This window comes from Thermostichus vulcanus str. 'Rupite' (assembly GCF_022848905.1).
Taxonomy (GTDB): domain Bacteria; phylum Cyanobacteriota; class Cyanobacteriia; order Thermostichales; family Thermostichaceae; genus Thermostichus; species Thermostichus vulcanus_A.
In genome coordinates this window covers 34923-52939 of the sequence record NZ_JAFIRA010000024.1, presented here as the reverse complement: position 1 = coordinate 52939, position 18017 = coordinate 34923, and the positions used below count along the sequence as shown (strand labels likewise).

Genomic DNA, 18017 nt, shown 5'->3' with positions numbered 1-18017 from the left:
AGGTAGGGTCGGCTCAGGGGATGGGGTAGTTGGCAATCCCCTGAACTCCATGAATACCTTGCAGTCTAAGGTTGCAAGGGGCTAGAAGGGAGAATCCCCCGGTTTCTAACCGGGGGAGTGTCAAGGCACTCCACTCCAGCCGTTTGCTGGATCAGATCATCCAGGCTGTAGAAGCCCTTGGCTTTGCTGCGAGACATCAACCGACCTGCACCATGGGAACAGGAACAGTAGCTTTCTGGATTCCCTCTTGCTTGCGGGAACCGCTTGGCCCAAGCCCTCCAAGCTGCATTCCTTGGAGGAGAGTGTCACAATCATAAGAAGTCTTGCGGTTGCTGACCCCCATGGATTTGTCCCCCTCTGCATCGGGATCCCCAATTGAACCGGAGCTGTTTTACGTGCTGGGATCCGATGGATGTCTGGGACAACTGGGCGCTGCATGGCAGTCTTGCTTGGGATATGAGCTGTCTGAATTGAGGGGCCGGCCCTGTCTTCATTTTCTGCATCCCGACGACCAACTGAACTGGCAATCTTGGCTAGAGAAAAACCGCCAGGGAGAAACGCTGCTCTCCCTAACCCTTCGCTTTCGGCACCGACAGGGATCCTATCAACCGCTCGACTGGAAGGGATCTTGGGATCCCCAAGCAGAAGTCTGGATCGGCTCTGCCCGCCCCATTTCCACCTCCCCTTCTCCTGGTGACATCGGGATCCCGCCGGAACCAGCCTCCTCCACTCAGCAGCGGTATCTGGCCACCCTAGTGGAGGTGCAACAGCGACTACTCCATCTCAAAAGCACCAGCCGCCAGCAGATCTACAACATGGTGCTCGAACCCTTGGCCACAGCCTGTGGAGCCAGCCGTGTTTACGTCTTTGAAAATCACCGGGATCCGGAGAATCCCGATAAGTTGCGGGTTAGCCAAAAAGCCGAATGGTGCCAAGCGGGGATCCCACCCCAAATCGACAATCCCCTGCTGCAAAACCTGCCCTACGATGCTTTTGCACCCCATTGGCTACCCAGGCTGGCCGCTGGCGAGCCGATCTCTGGATTGGTCAGTGAACTGGGAGAAGCAGAACGCCACCACCTCGAACCGCAAGGGATCCTCTCCATCTTGCTTTTGCCCTTGTTTGTAGAAGACCAATTTTTTGGCCTGATTGGCTTTGATCATTGTGAACAGCCCTATCGGTGGTCAGAGGCTGAGATTCATCTGTTGCGAGCCGCCGCCACCTCTTTAACCTTGACGCTAGAACGGCAGCAGGCAGAGTCTCGACTTTCCCACAGTCAGCGGCAATGGGAGGCAGAACGACAGGAAACCACCACTGCTTTGCAAGAAAGTCAGAACCTGTTTCGGGTCATGTTTCGGCAGGCGGCCATTGGTATTGGAGTTGCCGATACTCAAGGTCGTCTGATTGCTCATAACGAAGCGTATGTCTCCATGTTGGGCTATACCTCGGAGGAGCTGAATCAACTCACCTTCATGGACTTCACCCATCTGGACGATCTCGAAAAAGATATCACCCTCAATCAAGAGTTGTTGGAGGGCAAACGGGATTCCTTTCGCATTGAAAAACGCTATGTCCGCAAAGGCGGGGATCCCCTCTGGGTGGATATCACGGTGTCTTTGGTGCGAGATGCAACCGGCAAGCCTCAGTTCACCTTCTCAATGGTGCAAGACATTCATGAGCGCAAACGGGCGGAACAAGAGCTGCAACTGCTGCAAAGCCTGACCCAAGCGATCAGCGAGGCGGTTGATTTTCCCTCTGCTCTACAGGTGATGTTGCGCCAGGTGTGCGTACTGACGGGTTGGGATTTGGGGGAGGCTTGGATCCCGCAGGGAGAGTACTTGGTGCGGGGGGCCGCTTGGTACAACCGAGTCGAAACCTTGCTGTTGTTTCATCGGGGCAGTGCCGCCTATCGTTTCCGCTTGGGAGAAGGACTACCCGGCCAAATGTGGTTGGATCGTCGCTCGGTTTGGCATGAAGATGTCACCCAGCTCTCTGGTACACAATTTCGACGTGGGCAACTGGCACAGCAGGCGGGGCTGAGGGCCTGTTTTGGCGTACCGATTCTGGCGGACGAAGCAGTGGTGGCGGTGTTGGTGTTTTATTTGGTGCGGGCCCGACCCCAAGAGCAACGCCTGGTCAATTTGGTCAAGGCTGCCGCCGCTCAGCTGGGATCCATCATGCAGCGCAAACAGGCAGAAGAAGCCCTGCGGCAAGCGGAAGAAAACTATCGCAGCATCTACGAAAACGCCCTGGAAGGGATCTTTCAAACCACCCCTGCCGGCAACTACCTCAGTGCCAACCCAGCTCTGGCCCGCATCTACGGCTACGACAGCCCGGAAGAATTAATCCGGGAGCTCACCGACATTGAACATCGCTTGTATGTGGATCCCCAGCGGCGGCAAACCTTTGTGCAGCAGCTAGAAACGGTCGGCAGCATCGGTCGCTTCGAATCCCAGGTTTACCGCAAAGATGGCAGCATCATCTGGATCTCCGAGAATGCCCGCGCCGTCCGGGATCCCCAGGGGCAGATTCTTTACTATGAAGGCTTTGTCGAAGACATCACCGAGCGCAAGAAAGTCGAACAAGCCCTGCGAGAAAGTGAAATTCGCTATCGGTCGTTGTTTGAAAATACCCCCATCGGCGTCTACCGTACCACCCCGGAGGGCCAAACCATCCTGGCCAACCCTGCCATCATTCGCATGATGAACTGCAGCTCCTACGAGGAGATGATGGCCTGGAACCTAGAGGAAGAAAGTCACTATCCAGCCGACTTTTCCCGAGCCGACTTCAAGCGCCAATTGGAAAGTGCTGGGGAGATTCGCGGTTTGGAAATCGAATATTTTCGCCGCGATGGCAGCCGCATTACCGTGCGAGAAAATGCCCGTGTGGTTCGAGATGAAGCCGGGCAAGTTCTCTATTATGAAGGCACATTTGAAGACATCACCGAACGCAAAAAGGCCGAACAGGAATTGCAACGATCCCTTTCGCTGCTGCAAGCCACTCTGGATTCCACCGCCGATGGTATCCTCGCCTTCGATTTGAAAGGACAGGTGCTCAGCTACAATCAGCGCTTTTTAGATCTCTGGGGCCTGACTTATGCCGAACTGATGCGACTCTCCCCCAGTCAACGCCTGCGCCGTATGGCCCGTCGCGCCCGTCAGCCGTTGCGGTTTTTGCGCCGTATCCGCTCCCATCTGCGCCTGCAACAGGAGGGATATGACCTGGTGGAGCTTAAAGATGGGCGGGTGTTTGAGTGTTATAGCAAGCCGCGCCAGTTGGGGGAAACGGCTGCCAACCCTACCCAGATTTCCGGGTGTGTGTGGAGCCACCGCGACATCACCGAACGGAAGAAAGTCGAACGGTTGAAAAACGAATTTGTCTCGACCGTCAGCCATGAATTGCGCACCCCCCTCACCTCGATTCGCGGTGCCTTGGGGTTGATCAGCGGTGGAGTCAGTGGGCAGCTCCCCCCCCAAGTTCAGTCTTTGGTGGACATTGCTTACAAAAACAGCGAACGGCTGGTGATGCTGATCAACGACATTCTCGATATCGAGAAGATCGAGTCCGGCAAAATGCATTTCGATATTCACCCCGTCGATCTGATGGCTCTGTTGCAGCAGGCGATTGAGGCCAACCGTGCCTATGCCGCCCAATTTGCAGTGGACTTGCGGCTAGAACCGGAAGTGCTCTCTACCACCGGGATCCCGCTGACGGCGATACAGGTGAATGTGGATCCAAATCGGTTGATGCAGGTGATGAACAATTTGCTCTCCAATGCGGCCAAGTTTTCTCCGCCCGGTCAAACCGTGCGGGTTTGGGCCGAACACGTTCAGGAAGGGATCCGGGTTTATGTGCGGGATCGGGGGCCAGGGATCCCGGAGGAGTTTCGCTCTCGGATCTTCCAAAAGTTTGCCCAGGCCGATTCTTCTGATACGCGACAGAAAGGGGGCACGGGCTTGGGCTTGAGCATCAGCAAAGCAATCGTGGAGCGGTTTGGTGGCACGATTGGTTTCCAGTCCAATCCAATTCAAGAGACAGGAGAACCCGGTCAGCAGGGCACCACTTTCTACTTCACCCTGCCCCAGTGGCAACCGTTTCTTGCCCCTGTAACCGAAGAACCTGCTGATGGGGCCGCCATTTTGATTTGCGAAGATGACCCGGATATTGCCATGTTGTTGGAGTTGATTTTGCAGCAGGGGGGGTTCCAAACCGATATTGCGCCTACTGCTGCCGCGGCCAAATCTCGCTTGCAAGAGCGACACTATGCCGCCATGACCTTGGATCTTTCCCTGCCGGATCAAGATGGCCTGTCTCTGGTGGAAGATCTGCGGCAAATGCAGGGGTTGGGCAACCTACCGATTGTGGTGGTGTCGGCGACAGCAGAGCAACGGCGGCAGGCGGAGTGGCTCAGATGCTCCTCCGAGGTCAACAAGGACTCCGCCCCGCTGGCGGATTCGCCCTGTAACAAGTTGCCGCCGGCCCGAAAGGCTGCCCACAGAGCCACGTCTGAGGCTCTTTCGGTGATGGCAGAGTACCCCGCCAAGCTGATCGCCTGGTTAAACAAACCAATTGACCAAGAGCAGCTGGTGGCGGCGGTACAGCAGGCAGCAGGCCAACATGAACGACCACGTCCCCAAATTTTGCATGTGGAGGATGATCCCGATATCTTGCAAGTGGTCGCGCAAATTTTGCAGAATACTGCTGAATTGGCTCATGCCCATTCCCTAGAGGAAGCTCGCCAGCTTTTGCAGACCCGACAGTTTCAATTGGTGATTTTGGATTTGTACTTGCCGGATGGCTCAGGGTTGGAACTGTTGCCGTTGTTGCGCTCGGTCAGCACGACTCCTGTCGTGGTCTTTTCTGCTCAAGATATTGGCCCCGACAACCTGGAGGACGGGATCCAGGCTACGCTGGTGAAAGCCCGTACCTCCAATCAAGAGTTCCTCAGTACCATCCGAGCTTTAGTGGGCAGAGAGACATCACGGCGCCCTACATACCCAATCGGGCACTCCCCCAACGGTGGAGGCTGATTCCGGTGGTACCCCCTGCTTCTGAACCGACCTCTTCCCTCTCTGGGGGACTGGCGGATCCGGATCCCGAACCGACCCCGCTAGAAGCGCAAATCCAAGCGTTTCGCCAACGCTACTGGGGACAGGTGGCTCAGCTCAGTGGGGCAGAGTTGGTAGCAGCCCTAGAGGAACTTTCGTCTTTGTGGACAGCCTTTCCAGGGATCCCTGGTGATTCTGGGGTGTGGCAGGATGCACAAGGCGTCCTGGAGTGGCTGGAACAGCGCATCGCTCTGCAAAATCCACTGCTGTTTTTCCCGTTAGAATTGCAGGCTTTGCCCACCGACCGATTGGCCGCGTATCGCTCCGAGCCAGCAGGGTTGCCGTTTCGCGTGTTTCTAGCCCGGCTGCTCTGGGAACGGGGCCACCAACACCCTGAGCCTTTGGAGCGCCTACTGCACCAACAACACCTGACGGGACGTTTTGCTTGGCGGCAGTTGTGGCAAACCATCCTCCATGTGCCGGAACGCCATAGCCTCAAGGCCGATGCGGAGCATAGCTATACCCTTGCGGAATTGCAGCGCCTGCAAACCCATCCCAGTGCCGAGATCCGATTGGCGGCCTACCAACGCTTGCACCAGCATTTGGAAGCCCATGCTGAGCTCTGTGGTTTTATTCTCAGCACCCTGGTTCGAGATCACCTCTGGGAAGCCCAATGGCGAAGTTATGATTCTCCCGTTGAGCTGTATCTGGCTCGTCACTGCCTTGCCCAGACGGTCTTCGACCACTTGATAGAAGGGATCCGCGATCGGGTGGATCTGTTCCAGCGCTACTATCGCCTGAAAAGCCGGGAGATGGGTCGTTCCATCCGCATTTGCGATCTACAAGCCCCTTGGGAAGTCTCTGGAGATATGGCCGACCTAACCTTGAGGGCAACGGAAGCCTCTGCTCTGGTGTTGGCCGCTTTGCAAGAGTTTTGCCCCGAGTGTGCCACTCAATCCAAGCCTTGGCTTTCTGGAGAAGCTGCTGCGGATGAGCCTGCGATACCGGCAGAACCAGAATCTGTAGCCCCCCAAGTTCTGATCCAGCCCTTGTTAGAAAGCATTGCCAAGGTGAGTCAGGAGTTACGGGCTGCGGATCCCGTGGTTTGGCCGGAACTGGAGGATATTCAGGCTGAGGCTACGCCAGCCCTTTTGAGTCAAGTTCACCGTGAGTTTTTACAGTTGCTGGTGCTGGATTATCTGCTGCACTCGGGCCGGGGTGGGTGGGCGGGATCCCGTGAGGAGCTGCAGCGGGGGAATGGGGTAAAATCCGCTTTGGCTCGTGCGCTATTGATCCATAGCTTGGAAGCTCAGTTACAGGCGGTGTTTTGTCAGAGCCTGATCACCCAACTGGAGTTGCTCCTCTATCGACAGGGGATCCCGGAATTGGAGAATGGCGAAACCTATTCAGACTGGGTGAATGAGGAGTGGCTGAAGCTCTACCAGGAGCTGTGTGGGGATGCCGTGGAGTTGTTGCCAGAACATCAGTTTGACTGGGTCGGGATCCGGGAGTTGTTTCAACGCCCCTTTAGCACCTATCAAGCCAGCCTCTCCAGCTTGATGGCTTTGGCGTGGTACCGACGCTATCATCTTTCTCCGCGCGAGTTCTTACCTCGTTACTTGAGTTGGTTGGCCAGTCCACCAGGATCCCTGACCTTGGAAGAAACGGCCCTGATGCTGCAGGTGGATATCGCGGACCCCGACCTATTTTTGCAGGCACTGGAGGAGATGGAAAGCTGGATCGAAACCTTGGAAGAGCTGCTGGAAGATGGGCCAGCCTATGGCGCTCCGCGCCAGCACGGTCGTTGAGTGTAGGGACAGCCTAGAGGGAGCAGGATGGGGCAGAGGAATCGGCTCACAGCCCAGAACAAGGCACGTCCATTTCTCAAATGGGCTGGGGGCAAAGGACAGTTGCTGAGCCAGTACGAGCCTTTTTTCCCACAAGAATGGGGCACCTACCACGAGCCCTTTTTGGGGGGTGGAGCCGTGTTTTTTCATCTTGCCCAGCGGCAAAAAAACCAGGGATCAACAGGATCTGCAACGGATCCTGGCTCCCCACCAGCGTTTCGGGCTGCTCTGTCCGATATCAACCCCGAGCTGGTGAATGTCTATCGCTGCGTGCGGGATCAGGTGGAGGACTTGATTGCTCAACTGACCCTCCACCAGGCCCAACATAGTGCTGATTACTACTACACTCTACGGGCGGCCCATTCTCAGGATCCCTTATGGCGGGCGGCGCGCCTGTTGTATCTGAACAAAACCTGCTTCAACGGGCTTTACCGGGAAAACTCCCGTGGGCATTTCAATGTGCCCCTAGGGCGATACCGCAACCCTCGCATTTGTGATGCCGATAATTTACGCGCAGCTTCTCAGGTACTACAGGGGATTGAGCTGTCGGTGCAACCGTTTTGGCAGATTCTGGAACGGGTCAAGCCTGGGGATTTCGTCTATCTGGATCCGCCTTATCATCCCCTTTCCAGCAGCAGCCGTTTCACTGCCTACAGCCGCTTTCCCTTTGGCGAGGCGGAGCAAAGGTATCTGCGAGAAGTATTTGGAGCGTTGGTCCAACAACAGGTGCAGGTGATGCTCTCCAATTCCGATTGTCCCTTTGTGCGGGAGCTGTACCGGGGTTTTCCCATCTATACCATCTCTGCCAGCCGTGCCATCAATTCCCAAGGCCACAAACGTGGACGCATTCCAGAGGTGCTGGTCTTGGGCAGTCCAAGATGCTCCCTGTCGTCTGGTTCCCAGCAGAGGGTTGCGGGCTTAACATGCAGCAGGGGTTAGCCGGGATCCCGGTTTCGCCAAAAAGCGTTTAGGGTAAATAAGGGATCCCCAAGGGATCCTTACCCGATCACAGGACTACAGCGCATGGATCCACGCGAGATTGAAAAGTTGATCGAGGCAGCTCTCCCGGGTGCCAAGGTGCATGTGGAAGATACCGTCGGCGATGGCAACCATTTTCAGGCGGTCGTGGTGGCAGAACAGTTCCAGGGACTGACCATGATCAAGCAACACCGTTTGGTCAATGACGCTCTAAAAGCCCATCTCCAGGATGGCCGTCTGCACGCGCTGGCTCTGCGCACCTTCACTCCAGCCCAGTGGGAGCAACTTCACGAACTGGATTCTGGTCCGCAAGTGGGCTCCGCCAGTTAATTCGATACAATGGCACTGACTTCGATCTCCACCCAAAATTCTGGGCTGGCCAAGGCGCTCACCTGCACCATCGTTGAGGCGGGGCGAATTTCCCCGAACACTTCCCCATGAGCGCGTCCCACCCCTTCGAAATAAGCCATATTCGTTACATAAATGCGGGTACGCACCACATCCGTTAGCTCAGCCCCCACCTGTTTAAGGGCACGCTCGATCTTGCTCAAAATAAAGCGGGTTTGCCCATAAGGATCCCCGCATCCCACCACTTGTCCCTGTTCATCTGCGGCCACAGTGCCTGCCACTTCCACTATGGATCCCACCCGGATCGCCCGCGAATAGCCGACATATTTCTCCCAAGGGGTACCGGTAGAGACGAGGGTGCGGTCGGTCATGGGATCCCATCCAGAACAAAACACAAGGATTTACCCCTCTCAAAACCCTGCGGCCAACCCTTGTTTGCCGGGTCTTGGCCACAGTGATTCGGGTCGAAGTCCTCCAGAAGCCATTTTCGCGCCGATTCAGCCTTGGGGTGATGGAGATCTGGGGATCCCGACCAGGATTTTTGTTTATCTCCAACGCCCCAACACTCTGGTGCTGTTTGAGGAATCCGGGAAGATGCCCCAAAATGGGAGAGGTTATCCCAGTTGTTGAATTTTTATTGCGCACCCCACCATGAGCGAAACGACCCCTCAAGATTTATCCTTGCCGGAAGTGCCGGCTGAAATGGCCTCAGGGTCTGCTGCGGCTCCCAGTTTAGAAGATCCGGGTGCTGCTTCAGAAGAAACTGCCCCAGAGCCTAAACCTAACAAGTCTGACAAGGGATCCAAACGCGCCCGTCAACTGTTGGGCATGAAAGGGGCGGAGGTGGAATCGCGCTCCATCTGGCAACTGCACCTACAACTGATGAAACCCGTCACCTGGATCCCGTTGGTGTGGGGGTTGATCCCAGGGGCGGCCTCTTCCGGCCATTTCACCTGGACTTGGGAGAATGTTGGTTTGATTCTGGTGGGCATGATTCTGGCTGGCCCCCTGATGGCAGGTTATACCCAAACGGTCAATGAGTACTATGACCGCGAAATCGATGCCATTAACGAGCCCTACCGACCGATCCCCTCTGGGGCGATCTCCTTGGGACGGGTGATTGCGCAGATCTGGGTGCTGCTGATCTTGGGGGTAGGGTTGGCCTATGGGTTGGATTGGTATACGGGCCATGAATTCCCGGTGATCACCTGTATTGCCTTGGGGGGAGCCCTGGTGGCCTATATTTATTCAGCTCCGCCCCTGAAGCTGAAGCGCAATGGCTGGCTGGGGAACTATGCTTTGGGCGCCAGCTATATCGCCCTACCTTGGTGGACAGGCCATGCCTTGTTTGGCCAGTTGAACTGGACGGTGTGTATCCTCACCTTGATCTACAGCTTGGCCGGACTGGGTATTGCCGTGGTCAATGATTTCAAGAGCATCGAAGGGGATAAACAATTTGGTTTGGCCTCTTTGCCGGTGATGTTTGGGGCGATGGGAGCTGCCTGGATCTCGGTGCTGATGATTGATTTATTCCAGCTCAGCATGGCCTCTTTCTTGGTGGGGGCGGGTATGCAACTGTATGCGGCGATTTTGGTGCTGCTGATCATTCCCCAGATCACCTTTCAAGATATGTATTTCCTACGGGATCCCCTCAAAAACGACGTGAAATATCAGGCCAGTGCTCAGCCCTTTCTGGTGTTGGGGATGTTGGTGGTGGGGTTGGCTTTGGGACGCTCAGGTCTTTGGTAGTCTGGCAGGCTGAAGTGCCCATTTTGGCAACAGCAGTGACGGCTTCCGCCCTGGTTTCTGCCGCTGGCTCAGGTCAAGATCAGAATCAAATAGATAGATCAAAGAGCAAATCAGGGGATCCCTGCTGATCGCTTGATTCCTTTGATGATATGGCTGCTCTGGGCAGAAGGAGATCTCTCATGAACACCCCCTCCCTGATGAAAATGGGTTGTGCTGCCGTCGCATTGTTGATGGGCCTTGTGACTATGCCTACGGCAGAAGCGCAACGGATCATCATCGACGGGCGCGGCATTCAAGTGGAACCCAGTACGGGCGGCTCGGTCATTCTCAATCCCACCCATCCAGGCTCGGGCTTTTCTTCGGGGGCTCGCTTCCGCATTGACGAGTCGGGCAATATTGTTTCTGCGCCTGGCTACCGTTGTAGTGCCGCTACGGCTGCCACCGATGCGCCGATCATCTGCCGCTCCCAGTTCAACCGCAACGATGTGGTGGTCTATCGGCGGGATCGCCAGTCCAATACCTTTTATGTGAATACTGACAATACGGTGATTCAACCCTCTGGCAGCGGTATTCGGATTGTGCCCAACTCTGGAACAGTGACCCCCTCCGGCAGTGGCATTCGCATCATTCGAGATTGACGAGTGGATTTTAACCAGGGATCCTGATCTCTGCTCCATCTATCCCAATTGCGTGCGCAGAAGATGTTCGGCATCAGCTGGTTTCAGGGGTTTGGCGAAGAAATAACCTTGACCATACTCGCAGTTCAACAGCTTAATCAGGTGCAGTTGCTGTAGGGTTTCGATCCCCTCGGCAATCACATCCATACCAAGACTGTGGGCGAAGGTGATGATCATGCGGATCGTCTCGGCATTCTCGCCATTGGGTCCTATGCGGGAGATGAAAGAGCGGTCAATTTTTAGGGTGTCGATGGGGTAATCGTGCAGGCGGCTGAGGGAAGAGTAGCCGGTACCAAAGTCGTCGATGCTGATTAACACCCCCAGTTTGCGCAGTTGTACCAGTTGTTCGACGGCTTCTCCATCCGACTCGGTGATCAAGCTCTCAGTGATTTCTAGTTTTAGGTAGCTGGGATCCAAATCGGTGTTGGACAGGAGCCGCGCGATAAACTCTACCAAACCGGGCTGAGAAAATTGTTTGCCGGAGAGGTTGACACTCAGGGTCACGGCGGCCTTTTTGCCCATCTGCGCCAACCAGCGCACATTTTGCCAGTAGGCTTCCTGAAGAATCCAGCGATCCAGTTGCACAATCAGGCCCGTTTCCTCAGCAATGGGAATGAACTCAGCAGGAGAAACCAGTCCCCGTTCGGGGTGTTCCCAACGCAGTAGGGCTTCGAACCCGACCACACGGCCTGTGCTCAGTTGCACAATCGGCTGATAGTACACCCGGAATTGCTCCTGCCGGAGGGCCTGACGAATTTCCGTTTCCATTTGCAGCCGTTGCAGAGCCCGTTGCCGCATCACCTCATCGTAAACAGCGTACTGGGCCTTACCGCGAGACTTTGCCCAAGACAGCGCCGTGTCAGCATTGCGGATCAGTTCTTCAGGAGAGGTGGCTTGCCCACTATGGCCCCACTCATGGAACTCTTGGCTGATGGCGATGCCAATGCTGGTGCTCAGATGGACGGGTACCGGCTGCCCCTTGACGTCGAAGGGGTTGGCAAAGGCGGCCAACACCCGTTGCGCCACATGCAAGGCATCTTCAACCCCTTGCACATATTCCAGCAAAATGGTGAATTCATCGCCCCCAAAGCGGGCTAGGGTTTCACTGCTATCCAGGCAGCCAGACAGACGTTGGCTGATCTCCACCAGCAGGTGATCCCCAACACTGTGCCCAAGGCTATCGTTGATCACCTTAAACCCATCCAAATCCAGGAAGAGCACCGCCAACAGAGCCTGTTGCTCCTCCATGCGCTGTATGGCCTGCTTGAGCTTGGCAATAAAGGAGGGTTGGTTGGGCAATTGTGTGAGGGGATCCAGGGAAGCAGCCCTGCGCAACTGGGCTTCCAGGCGTTTGCGTTCGCTGATCTCCTGCACAATCAAACACAGCAAAGAGCGCTTGCTCAAGACCAAAGTGCTGGTGCTCACGGAGACATCCACCGTAGTGCCATCCTGCCGCCAATACTGCTGCTCAGTTACCCCTTCGGGCGTTTGCAGCAGATGCCCCTGAATTTCAGTATGACGGGCATCATCCAGAGATTCTAGATTGGTCACCACCAGATCCTTCAAGGTTAGGCTGGCAGCTTCTGCCAAAGAATAGCCCAGCAGGCTTTCAAAAGCTGGGTTCACTTCCAAAATGTGCTGGGTTGCCGGATCCACCAACATGACCGTGGGCAAGGCTTTGGCCAAAATACTCCGATAGCGCTCCTCTTGTTTGCTGATTCGCTGCAAATCTGCCTGACTCAGCCACCCACCCGCCACCAACAGCACCCCCACCCCTCCCCAAGCCCAGGGCAGATAAGGAAGAGGCTGTGGAGAGTTGAGTTGCACCACCCATTCATGGATTGGGGCGGGATCCACCTGATCTTCTGCAGTAGGATCCCTCTGCAACAGGACAAAGCTGGCTAGGGTTTGCGCATCCAACCGTTCAACGGCAATCGGGATCCCGGCAACACTCTCGATGTCCTGTGTAGGGCTCAGTTGGCGTAGGCGGGCTATCCTATCTGGGTGCTGGGGATCCAAATCTCTGAGGGGGTAAATCTGCACGGCGGTGGTCAGGTCTGCGGGTTCTGGCTCGGTTGACAAGGGATCCCGCAAGGCCAGGAGATGGTCAATGATTCTTGTGGGCAAATCCCGGCTGGATGGGGAGGGCTGTGCTGCCTCAGGACGGGGAGAGAGTCGGGGGGCAGGTTCCGGTAAGGAGTCCACCGCTACCTGCCAAAGGATCTGTTGCAAAGCCTGCCGAGCCTGCGCTGTTTCCAACTGGTCAAGGTAGCGCTGGCTCAAGACGGCAAGGATCCCATAGCCCAACAGCCCCAAACCCCACCCCACCCATACTCCCCTGAACCCTGCCAGGGATCCTGCTTTCATGGCTTGGGCTAACTTCACAGAACCCGTGGTGGCACGGAGCACGCTCAACCTCACTATTATCTTCTGATGTGTATCTGATGTGACGGTCAACGAACTGGCCCATGTTAAACAGACTACATGAAGTCCGTAATGCCATCGTAGTGGAACCGCCTGTGGAAACCGTAGCCTTTTTTGCTGAAAATCGGTACTTTACGGGGATTATTCGGGGTTAAGGTGAGATTCTTGCCGTTTTTCTTCCAATTGCGCCAAGATCTGCTGATGGCGCTGCCGAGTAATGGGATAGAACCACACCAGCAGGATCCCGCCGACCAAAGACACGGCTGGCAAGGGGCCAATGGCAAAGCGAATCGCCAACAGGGCTGACTCCGGTTGAATCGGGGGAGCCTCTCCAGCTACAGATGAGATAAATCCGGCTAGATCCAAGGCTTGCCCAATGAGAAATAGCCCCAAGGCCAGACCCACCTTTTGCAACAGCACCATGAAGGCATAAAAGATTCCCTCCCGCCGTTCTCCGGTTTCCAACTCATCCAGATCGATCACATCCGGGAGCATCGACCAAGGCCCCAAATAAACCGTAGCCGATACCCCTACCCCGGCAATGAGGGCTAACCCAATCATGATCCCCTGTTGTCCAGGCTGCAAGAAAAACAAACCCGCTTGTGAGATCAACCAAAACCCCGCCCCAATCAGATACATGGTGCGTTTGCCCAAATGAGCGCTCAGTTGCGTCCACATAAACAGGGTCAACACCGCGATCCCTTGTACCGCTAGGACTGTCAATGAAATCCAAACCTCCGGTAAGCCCATCCAAAACACGATGAAGTAGGGAATGATGGTGGCGATGAACTGAAAGGTAAGCCAAGAACAGAGATAAATCCCAATCACAAATAGATAGGGACGATTGCGAAAAGCCACCCGCACTTGTTGCGCCAAGGGCAAGGGATCCCGTTCCGATTGATATCGTTCCTGTACCCCCCAGAAGCAGAACAGTAATGGTAGGGAGGAGATCAGTGCAAAGCAGGCTCCTGCCAACAAGTAGCCCGCGCTGCGATCCGGTAGCAGGTTATAAAGTAAAGGAAAGAGTACCACCGCCACAATGCTGCCGCCAACGGAGAAAGCAAAACGGAATTGATTGAGCTGTGTGCGCTCGTCATAGTCTTGGGTCAGCTCCGGGGTGAGGGAGGCGTAGGGGATATTGGCGGCAGAGTAAAAGGTGTTGAACAGCAACGACACCAGCAGATAGTAGGCAAACAGGGGACCAATCTGGCCCGGAAACGGGATCCACCACTGGGCTAAGAAGGTAAGACCAAACGGGATCGCCGCAAACAGCAACCACGGTCGTCGGCGTCCCCAACGGGTGCGGGTACGGTCGCTGAGAATACCGATCACCGGGTCGTTAATGGCATCCCAAAAGCGGGTGATGGCGTAGATGCTGCCGGCTAAGCCTGCCGCCATGCCAACGGTATTGGTGAGAAAAGGCAACAGGAAAAAGATCAAAATATTGGCGGTCATGCCTGTGCCCAGATCCCCCACTCCATAGGCGAGCTTTGTCCACAGGCTGAGTCGTTGTTTGGTCATCTGTTTTCTCTCCGAGAGACCCCACACAGGACGACCTGCGGTCTACAGCACAGCGGTGTAGGGAGGGATAGAGGGCTTGGCGATGGGGTATGCGCTATGCTGACGGCAGGCTTGCACCAACAATACCCCTTGAGCCAAGCAGTCTGGATGAGCTACTTTAGCTGCATGAGCCAGACTATACCTATATATCTTTATCTTTTATCTTTATCTTTGGTAGCCCCTGTAGAGTCACAGCCAGAAATTGACCGCACTTTGCAGGCGTTTGCCGAGACTTGCAACCAGATTCTTGAAGTGGCACGCCGTGAACAAGTGTGGAATGTCACTAAATTGCATCACACCTTACCCTATCACGCTGTTCGTGCTTCTACAGGCTTGAAAGCCAATCACGTCTGCCAAGCCTTGCGGCGGGTGCTCGGGAACGCGGAAGCGGTTAAGCAGATTCACAAATTCAGACCAACCAGCTTGAGGTTGGATGCGCGTACCTTCAGCTATCGCCAGTCCAAACGTGCTCCGCACGATTGCTCAGGAGGCTTTCGGGTCGGGAAAGGCGCTATGGGGCGTCCGGAGGATGAACAAACCGGGCTGAACCACCCTCTCAGCAAGACACTGGTTTGTGATGCTGCACCAGAAGTTCTGACGGGCATCCGCCACTCCCTCAACAAAAAACGTCGCAGCAAACCTGAACGCCGCCGCACCAACCGTTGGGCTTTTTACCAGTTGAGGCGGTTTGTGCAGGTGTGGCGGCGGTGTTTGTGCCCCCTCAATTTACAAGTCAGATCTGCAACCGCTGCCTGCATATCCATCCTGAACCCGACCAGTCCTACCGAAGCGGCAAACGTTTTCGGTGTGAACATTGTCAGTGGGAAGGGGATGCAGACCATAATGCCGCTCTTGTGATTGCTGCGCTTGGGGCAACTGTAAACTTGCCCGAAATTCCGAAACTTAGCTGTTCTGTGACGGTTGGGAATTGAGATAAAGCTCTCCGCTCAGCGTAGCGGCGGAGAGGAGTTTACTGGTAGACCTTCTGCAACACCGTTTCCACCTGTACCACGTGGCGATTGAGGCCCAGTTTTTCTGCCGGGATCCCTAGGGCTAAGCCCACCAGCTGTGGCAGGTGCAGAATCGGGATCCCCAGCTTGCGCCCGATCACGGCTTCCACCTCCGGTTGGCGAGAATCCAAATTCAGGTGACACAGGGGACAGGGGGTCACCAAACAATCCGCCCCCGCTTCTAGGGCTTCCAACAAATGCCGACCGGCCATTGTAAAAGACTGTTCTGGGGCATAGCTGGAGATCGGCCAACCACAACATTGTGTTCGCCCCCGGTACCAAACGGGGGTTGCCCCCAAACCCTCAAATAGGGTTTCCATGGAACGGGGATCCCGAGCTGAATCAAAGCGGGCAATATCGTGAGTCCGCAGCAGATAACAACCGTAGAAGGCCGCACAGCGCAGCCCTCGCAGAGGGCGTTTGACCTGCTGTTGCAGCCGTTCCAGACCATAATCAGAAACCAACATCCAAAGCAGATGCCGCACATCACCACTGCCCTGATAGCGGCTTTCGCAACCTCCTTTCTGGCAGAGGGTTTCAATGTGATGGAAATACTCCGGGTTGTTGGTTTTCGCCGCTTTGAGTTTCTCATTCACCCGACCCAAAACCCCCTGACAGGTGCTGCAATGGGTCAACATCGGTAACCCCAGCGCCTCCGCTAGGGCCAAATTGCGGGCATTGACCGCATCTTCCAACTGTTCTGATTCCTCCTTAAAGGTGCCGGATCCACAGCAGGAAGCCGACTCCAGTTCCACCAGCTCAATCCCCAAATGGCGGGTGATCTGCTCGGTGGAGTCGTATAGCTCACGGCAGGCTCCCTGAGCAACGCAACCGGGATAGTAGGCATAGCGCAGCAACGGCTGAGAAGAAGCAACAGCGTTCATAGGGCGTTCGTGGCAAGAGAGCCAGGAGAAAATAAGCAGTACGGGCAATTCTAGCCAGTCTTGTCCTGTTGCCGTTGCCTGCTTTCTTGTGATCTTGCGCCCCATGGATCCGACCACCCCGCTTGCCGATACGATTGCCGCCATTGCGACTGCGGTGGTTCCCGAACAGGGCAGTGTTGGGATTGTGCGCCTTTCGGGATCCCAGGCCCTCTCCATTGCCCAGACCATTTTTACCCCCGCCCGCCCGCATCGCCTCTGGAAAAGCCACCAGATGATCTACGGCTGGATCCGCGACGAAACCGGCCAAACCCTGGACGAAGCTCTGGCGGTGTGGATGCAAGCCCCCCGTTCCTATACCCGTGAGGACGTGGTGGAATTGCACTGCCATGGGGGGATTATGGTGGTTCAGGCAACGCTGCAGCAGTGTTTGCGGCGGGGAGCCCGTCTGGCCCAGCCGGGGGAATTTAGCCTGCGGGCCTTTTTGAATGGCCGAATTGATCTCACCCAAGCAGAAAGTGTGGCGGATCTGGTGGCTGCCCGATCTCCGCAGGCCGCCCAAATGGCGCTGGCGGGCCTCCAAGGGAAATTGGCGGAATCCATTCGCACCCTGCGGCACCAGTTGCTGAGTTTATTGGCGGAGATCGAGGCCCGCATCGACTTTGAAGAGGATCTGCCCCCCTTGGATCTTCCAGCTTGGCAAGCCCAGTTGCAACAATGCCAAACCCAGATCCAAACCCTCCTGGCTACGGCGGCACGGGGAGAGTTGCTGCGCACCGGCCTAAAGGTTGCCATTGTCGGGCGCCCCAATGTGGGCAAATCCAGCCTGCTCAATGCCTGGTCGGGCCAGGATCGGGCCATTGTTACCGACCTACCAGGTACCACCCGCGATGTGGTGGAGTCCAATTTGGTGGTGCGGGGGATCCCAGTCCAACTGCTGGATACAGCTGGCATCCGCAACACCGAAGATCCGGTGGAACGCTTAGGGGTAGAACGCTCCACGCGCCTAGCCCAAACAGCCGATGTACTGGTGCTGGTGATCGATGCTCAGGCAGGCTGGACAAAAGCCGATGCCGCCATTTACGAGTCCATCCGCCACCGTCCCCTAATTCTGGTAGTCAACAAAACCGATTTGGCCCCCCTGCAAGGGATCCAGATCCCCCCGCAGATTCAATATCGGATCCCAGCAGTGGCCGCCCAAGGAGAAGGGATCCCGGCCCTAGAAGCGGCTGTGGAGCAGATCGCCTGCCAAGGCCGTCCCCAACCTAACTTGGCCGTGAGTCTGAACCAACGCCAAGCTGCGGCTCTGATCCAAGCGCAAGCTAGCCTGGAACGGGTGCAAGAATCCCTTCAAGAGCAGCTCCCTTTCGACTTTTGGACGATCGACCTGCGGGCCGCTCTCCATGCCCTTGGACAAATTACCGGTGAAGAAGTCTCAGAGTCAGTCCTGGATCAGATTTTCAGCCGCTTCTGCATCGGCAAGTAGTCACTCAAG

The 18017-nt window shown here is 55.9% G+C and carries 11 protein-coding genes and 2 pseudogenes; 8 read left to right on the top strand and 5 right to left on the bottom strand.

The genetic code is table 11. The features are described from left to right. Positions 1-65: 65 nt before the first annotated feature. Positions 66-236: pseudogene (locus tag JX360_RS17590) on the bottom strand (RtcB family protein); the annotation flags it as partial. A 105-nt stretch (positions 237-341) separates the two neighbouring features. Here JX360_RS17590 and JX360_RS10220 point away from each other — a divergent pair. From JX360_RS10220 to JX360_RS10205, 4 genes are all read left to right on the top strand, one after another. Then, positions 342-5030: a PAS domain S-box protein gene (locus JX360_RS10220; RefSeq protein WP_244350561.1), complete on the top strand. Its 4689-nt coding sequence runs from the start codon at positions 342-344 to the stop codon at positions 5028-5030. Between the two features lie 5 nt (positions 5031-5035). Beyond that, positions 5036-6856, top strand: a complete 1821-nt coding sequence (locus JX360_RS10215; protein WP_244350560.1) for a gluzincin family metallopeptidase — start codon at positions 5036-5038, stop codon at positions 6854-6856. Between the two features lie 27 nt (positions 6857-6883). Next, a complete protein-coding gene (locus tag JX360_RS10210) occupies positions 6884-7834 on the top strand; it encodes a DNA adenine methylase (protein ID WP_244350559.1) in 951 nt (316 codons plus the stop codon). Between the two features lie 84 nt (positions 7835-7918). Beyond that, positions 7919-8203, top strand: coding sequence for a BolA family protein (locus tag JX360_RS10205; protein WP_244350558.1), 285 nt, complete (start codon positions 7919-7921; stop codon positions 8201-8203). Here the strand turns inward: JX360_RS10205 and JX360_RS10200 are convergent. Next, complete coding sequence (locus tag JX360_RS10200) at positions 8200-8592, bottom strand: RidA family protein (RefSeq protein ID WP_244350557.1); 393 nt, start codon at positions 8590-8592, stop codon at positions 8200-8202. The genes JX360_RS10205 and JX360_RS10200 overlap by 4 nt on opposite strands. 280 nt (positions 8593-8872) lie before the next feature. On the opposite strand from JX360_RS10200, the gene chlG reads away from it, so the two are divergent. Both chlG and JX360_RS10190 read left to right on the top strand, forming a co-directional pair. After that, on the top strand, positions 8873-9970 hold the full coding sequence (gene chlG / locus JX360_RS10195; protein WP_244350556.1) for a chlorophyll synthase ChlG: 1098 nt from the start codon (positions 8873-8875) through the stop codon (positions 9968-9970). 179 nt (positions 9971-10149) lie between these two features. After that, a complete protein-coding gene (locus JX360_RS10190; protein WP_244350555.1) occupies positions 10150-10608 on the top strand; it encodes a hypothetical protein in 459 nt (152 codons plus the stop codon). Between the two features lie 39 nt (positions 10609-10647). On the opposite strand, the gene JX360_RS10185 is transcribed toward JX360_RS10190, so the two are convergent. Both JX360_RS10185 and JX360_RS10180 read right to left on the bottom strand, forming a co-directional pair. After that, positions 10648-13056, bottom strand: coding sequence for a putative bifunctional diguanylate cyclase/phosphodiesterase (locus JX360_RS10185; RefSeq protein ID WP_244350554.1), 2409 nt, complete (start codon positions 13054-13056; stop codon positions 10648-10650). A gap of 156 nt (positions 13057-13212) precedes the next feature. After that, the gene (locus JX360_RS10180) at positions 13213-14592 is read right to left on the bottom strand and encodes an MFS transporter (RefSeq protein ID WP_244350553.1); all 1380 of its coding nucleotides are present in this window, start codon (positions 14590-14592) and stop codon (positions 13213-13215) included. A gap of 515 nt (positions 14593-15107) precedes the next feature. On the opposite strand from JX360_RS10180, the pseudogene JX360_RS17960 reads away from it, so the two are divergent. Further along, positions 15108-15563, top strand: a pseudogene (locus JX360_RS17960) (zinc ribbon domain-containing protein); the annotation flags it as partial. A gap of 38 nt (positions 15564-15601) precedes the next feature. On the opposite strand, the gene JX360_RS10170 reads toward JX360_RS17960, so the two are convergent. After that, positions 15602-16525, bottom strand: coding sequence for a CoB--CoM heterodisulfide reductase iron-sulfur subunit B family protein (locus tag JX360_RS10170; protein ID WP_244350552.1), 924 nt, complete (start codon positions 16523-16525; stop codon positions 15602-15604). 103 nt (positions 16526-16628) lie between these two features. On the opposite strand from JX360_RS10170, the gene mnmE reads away from it, so the two are divergent. Continuing rightward, the gene (mnmE, locus tag JX360_RS10165) at positions 16629-18008 is read left to right on the top strand and encodes a tRNA uridine-5-carboxymethylaminomethyl(34) synthesis GTPase MnmE (RefSeq protein ID WP_244350551.1); all 1380 of its coding nucleotides are present in this window, start codon (positions 16629-16631) and stop codon (positions 18006-18008) included. Positions 18009-18017: the final 9 nt, after the last annotated feature.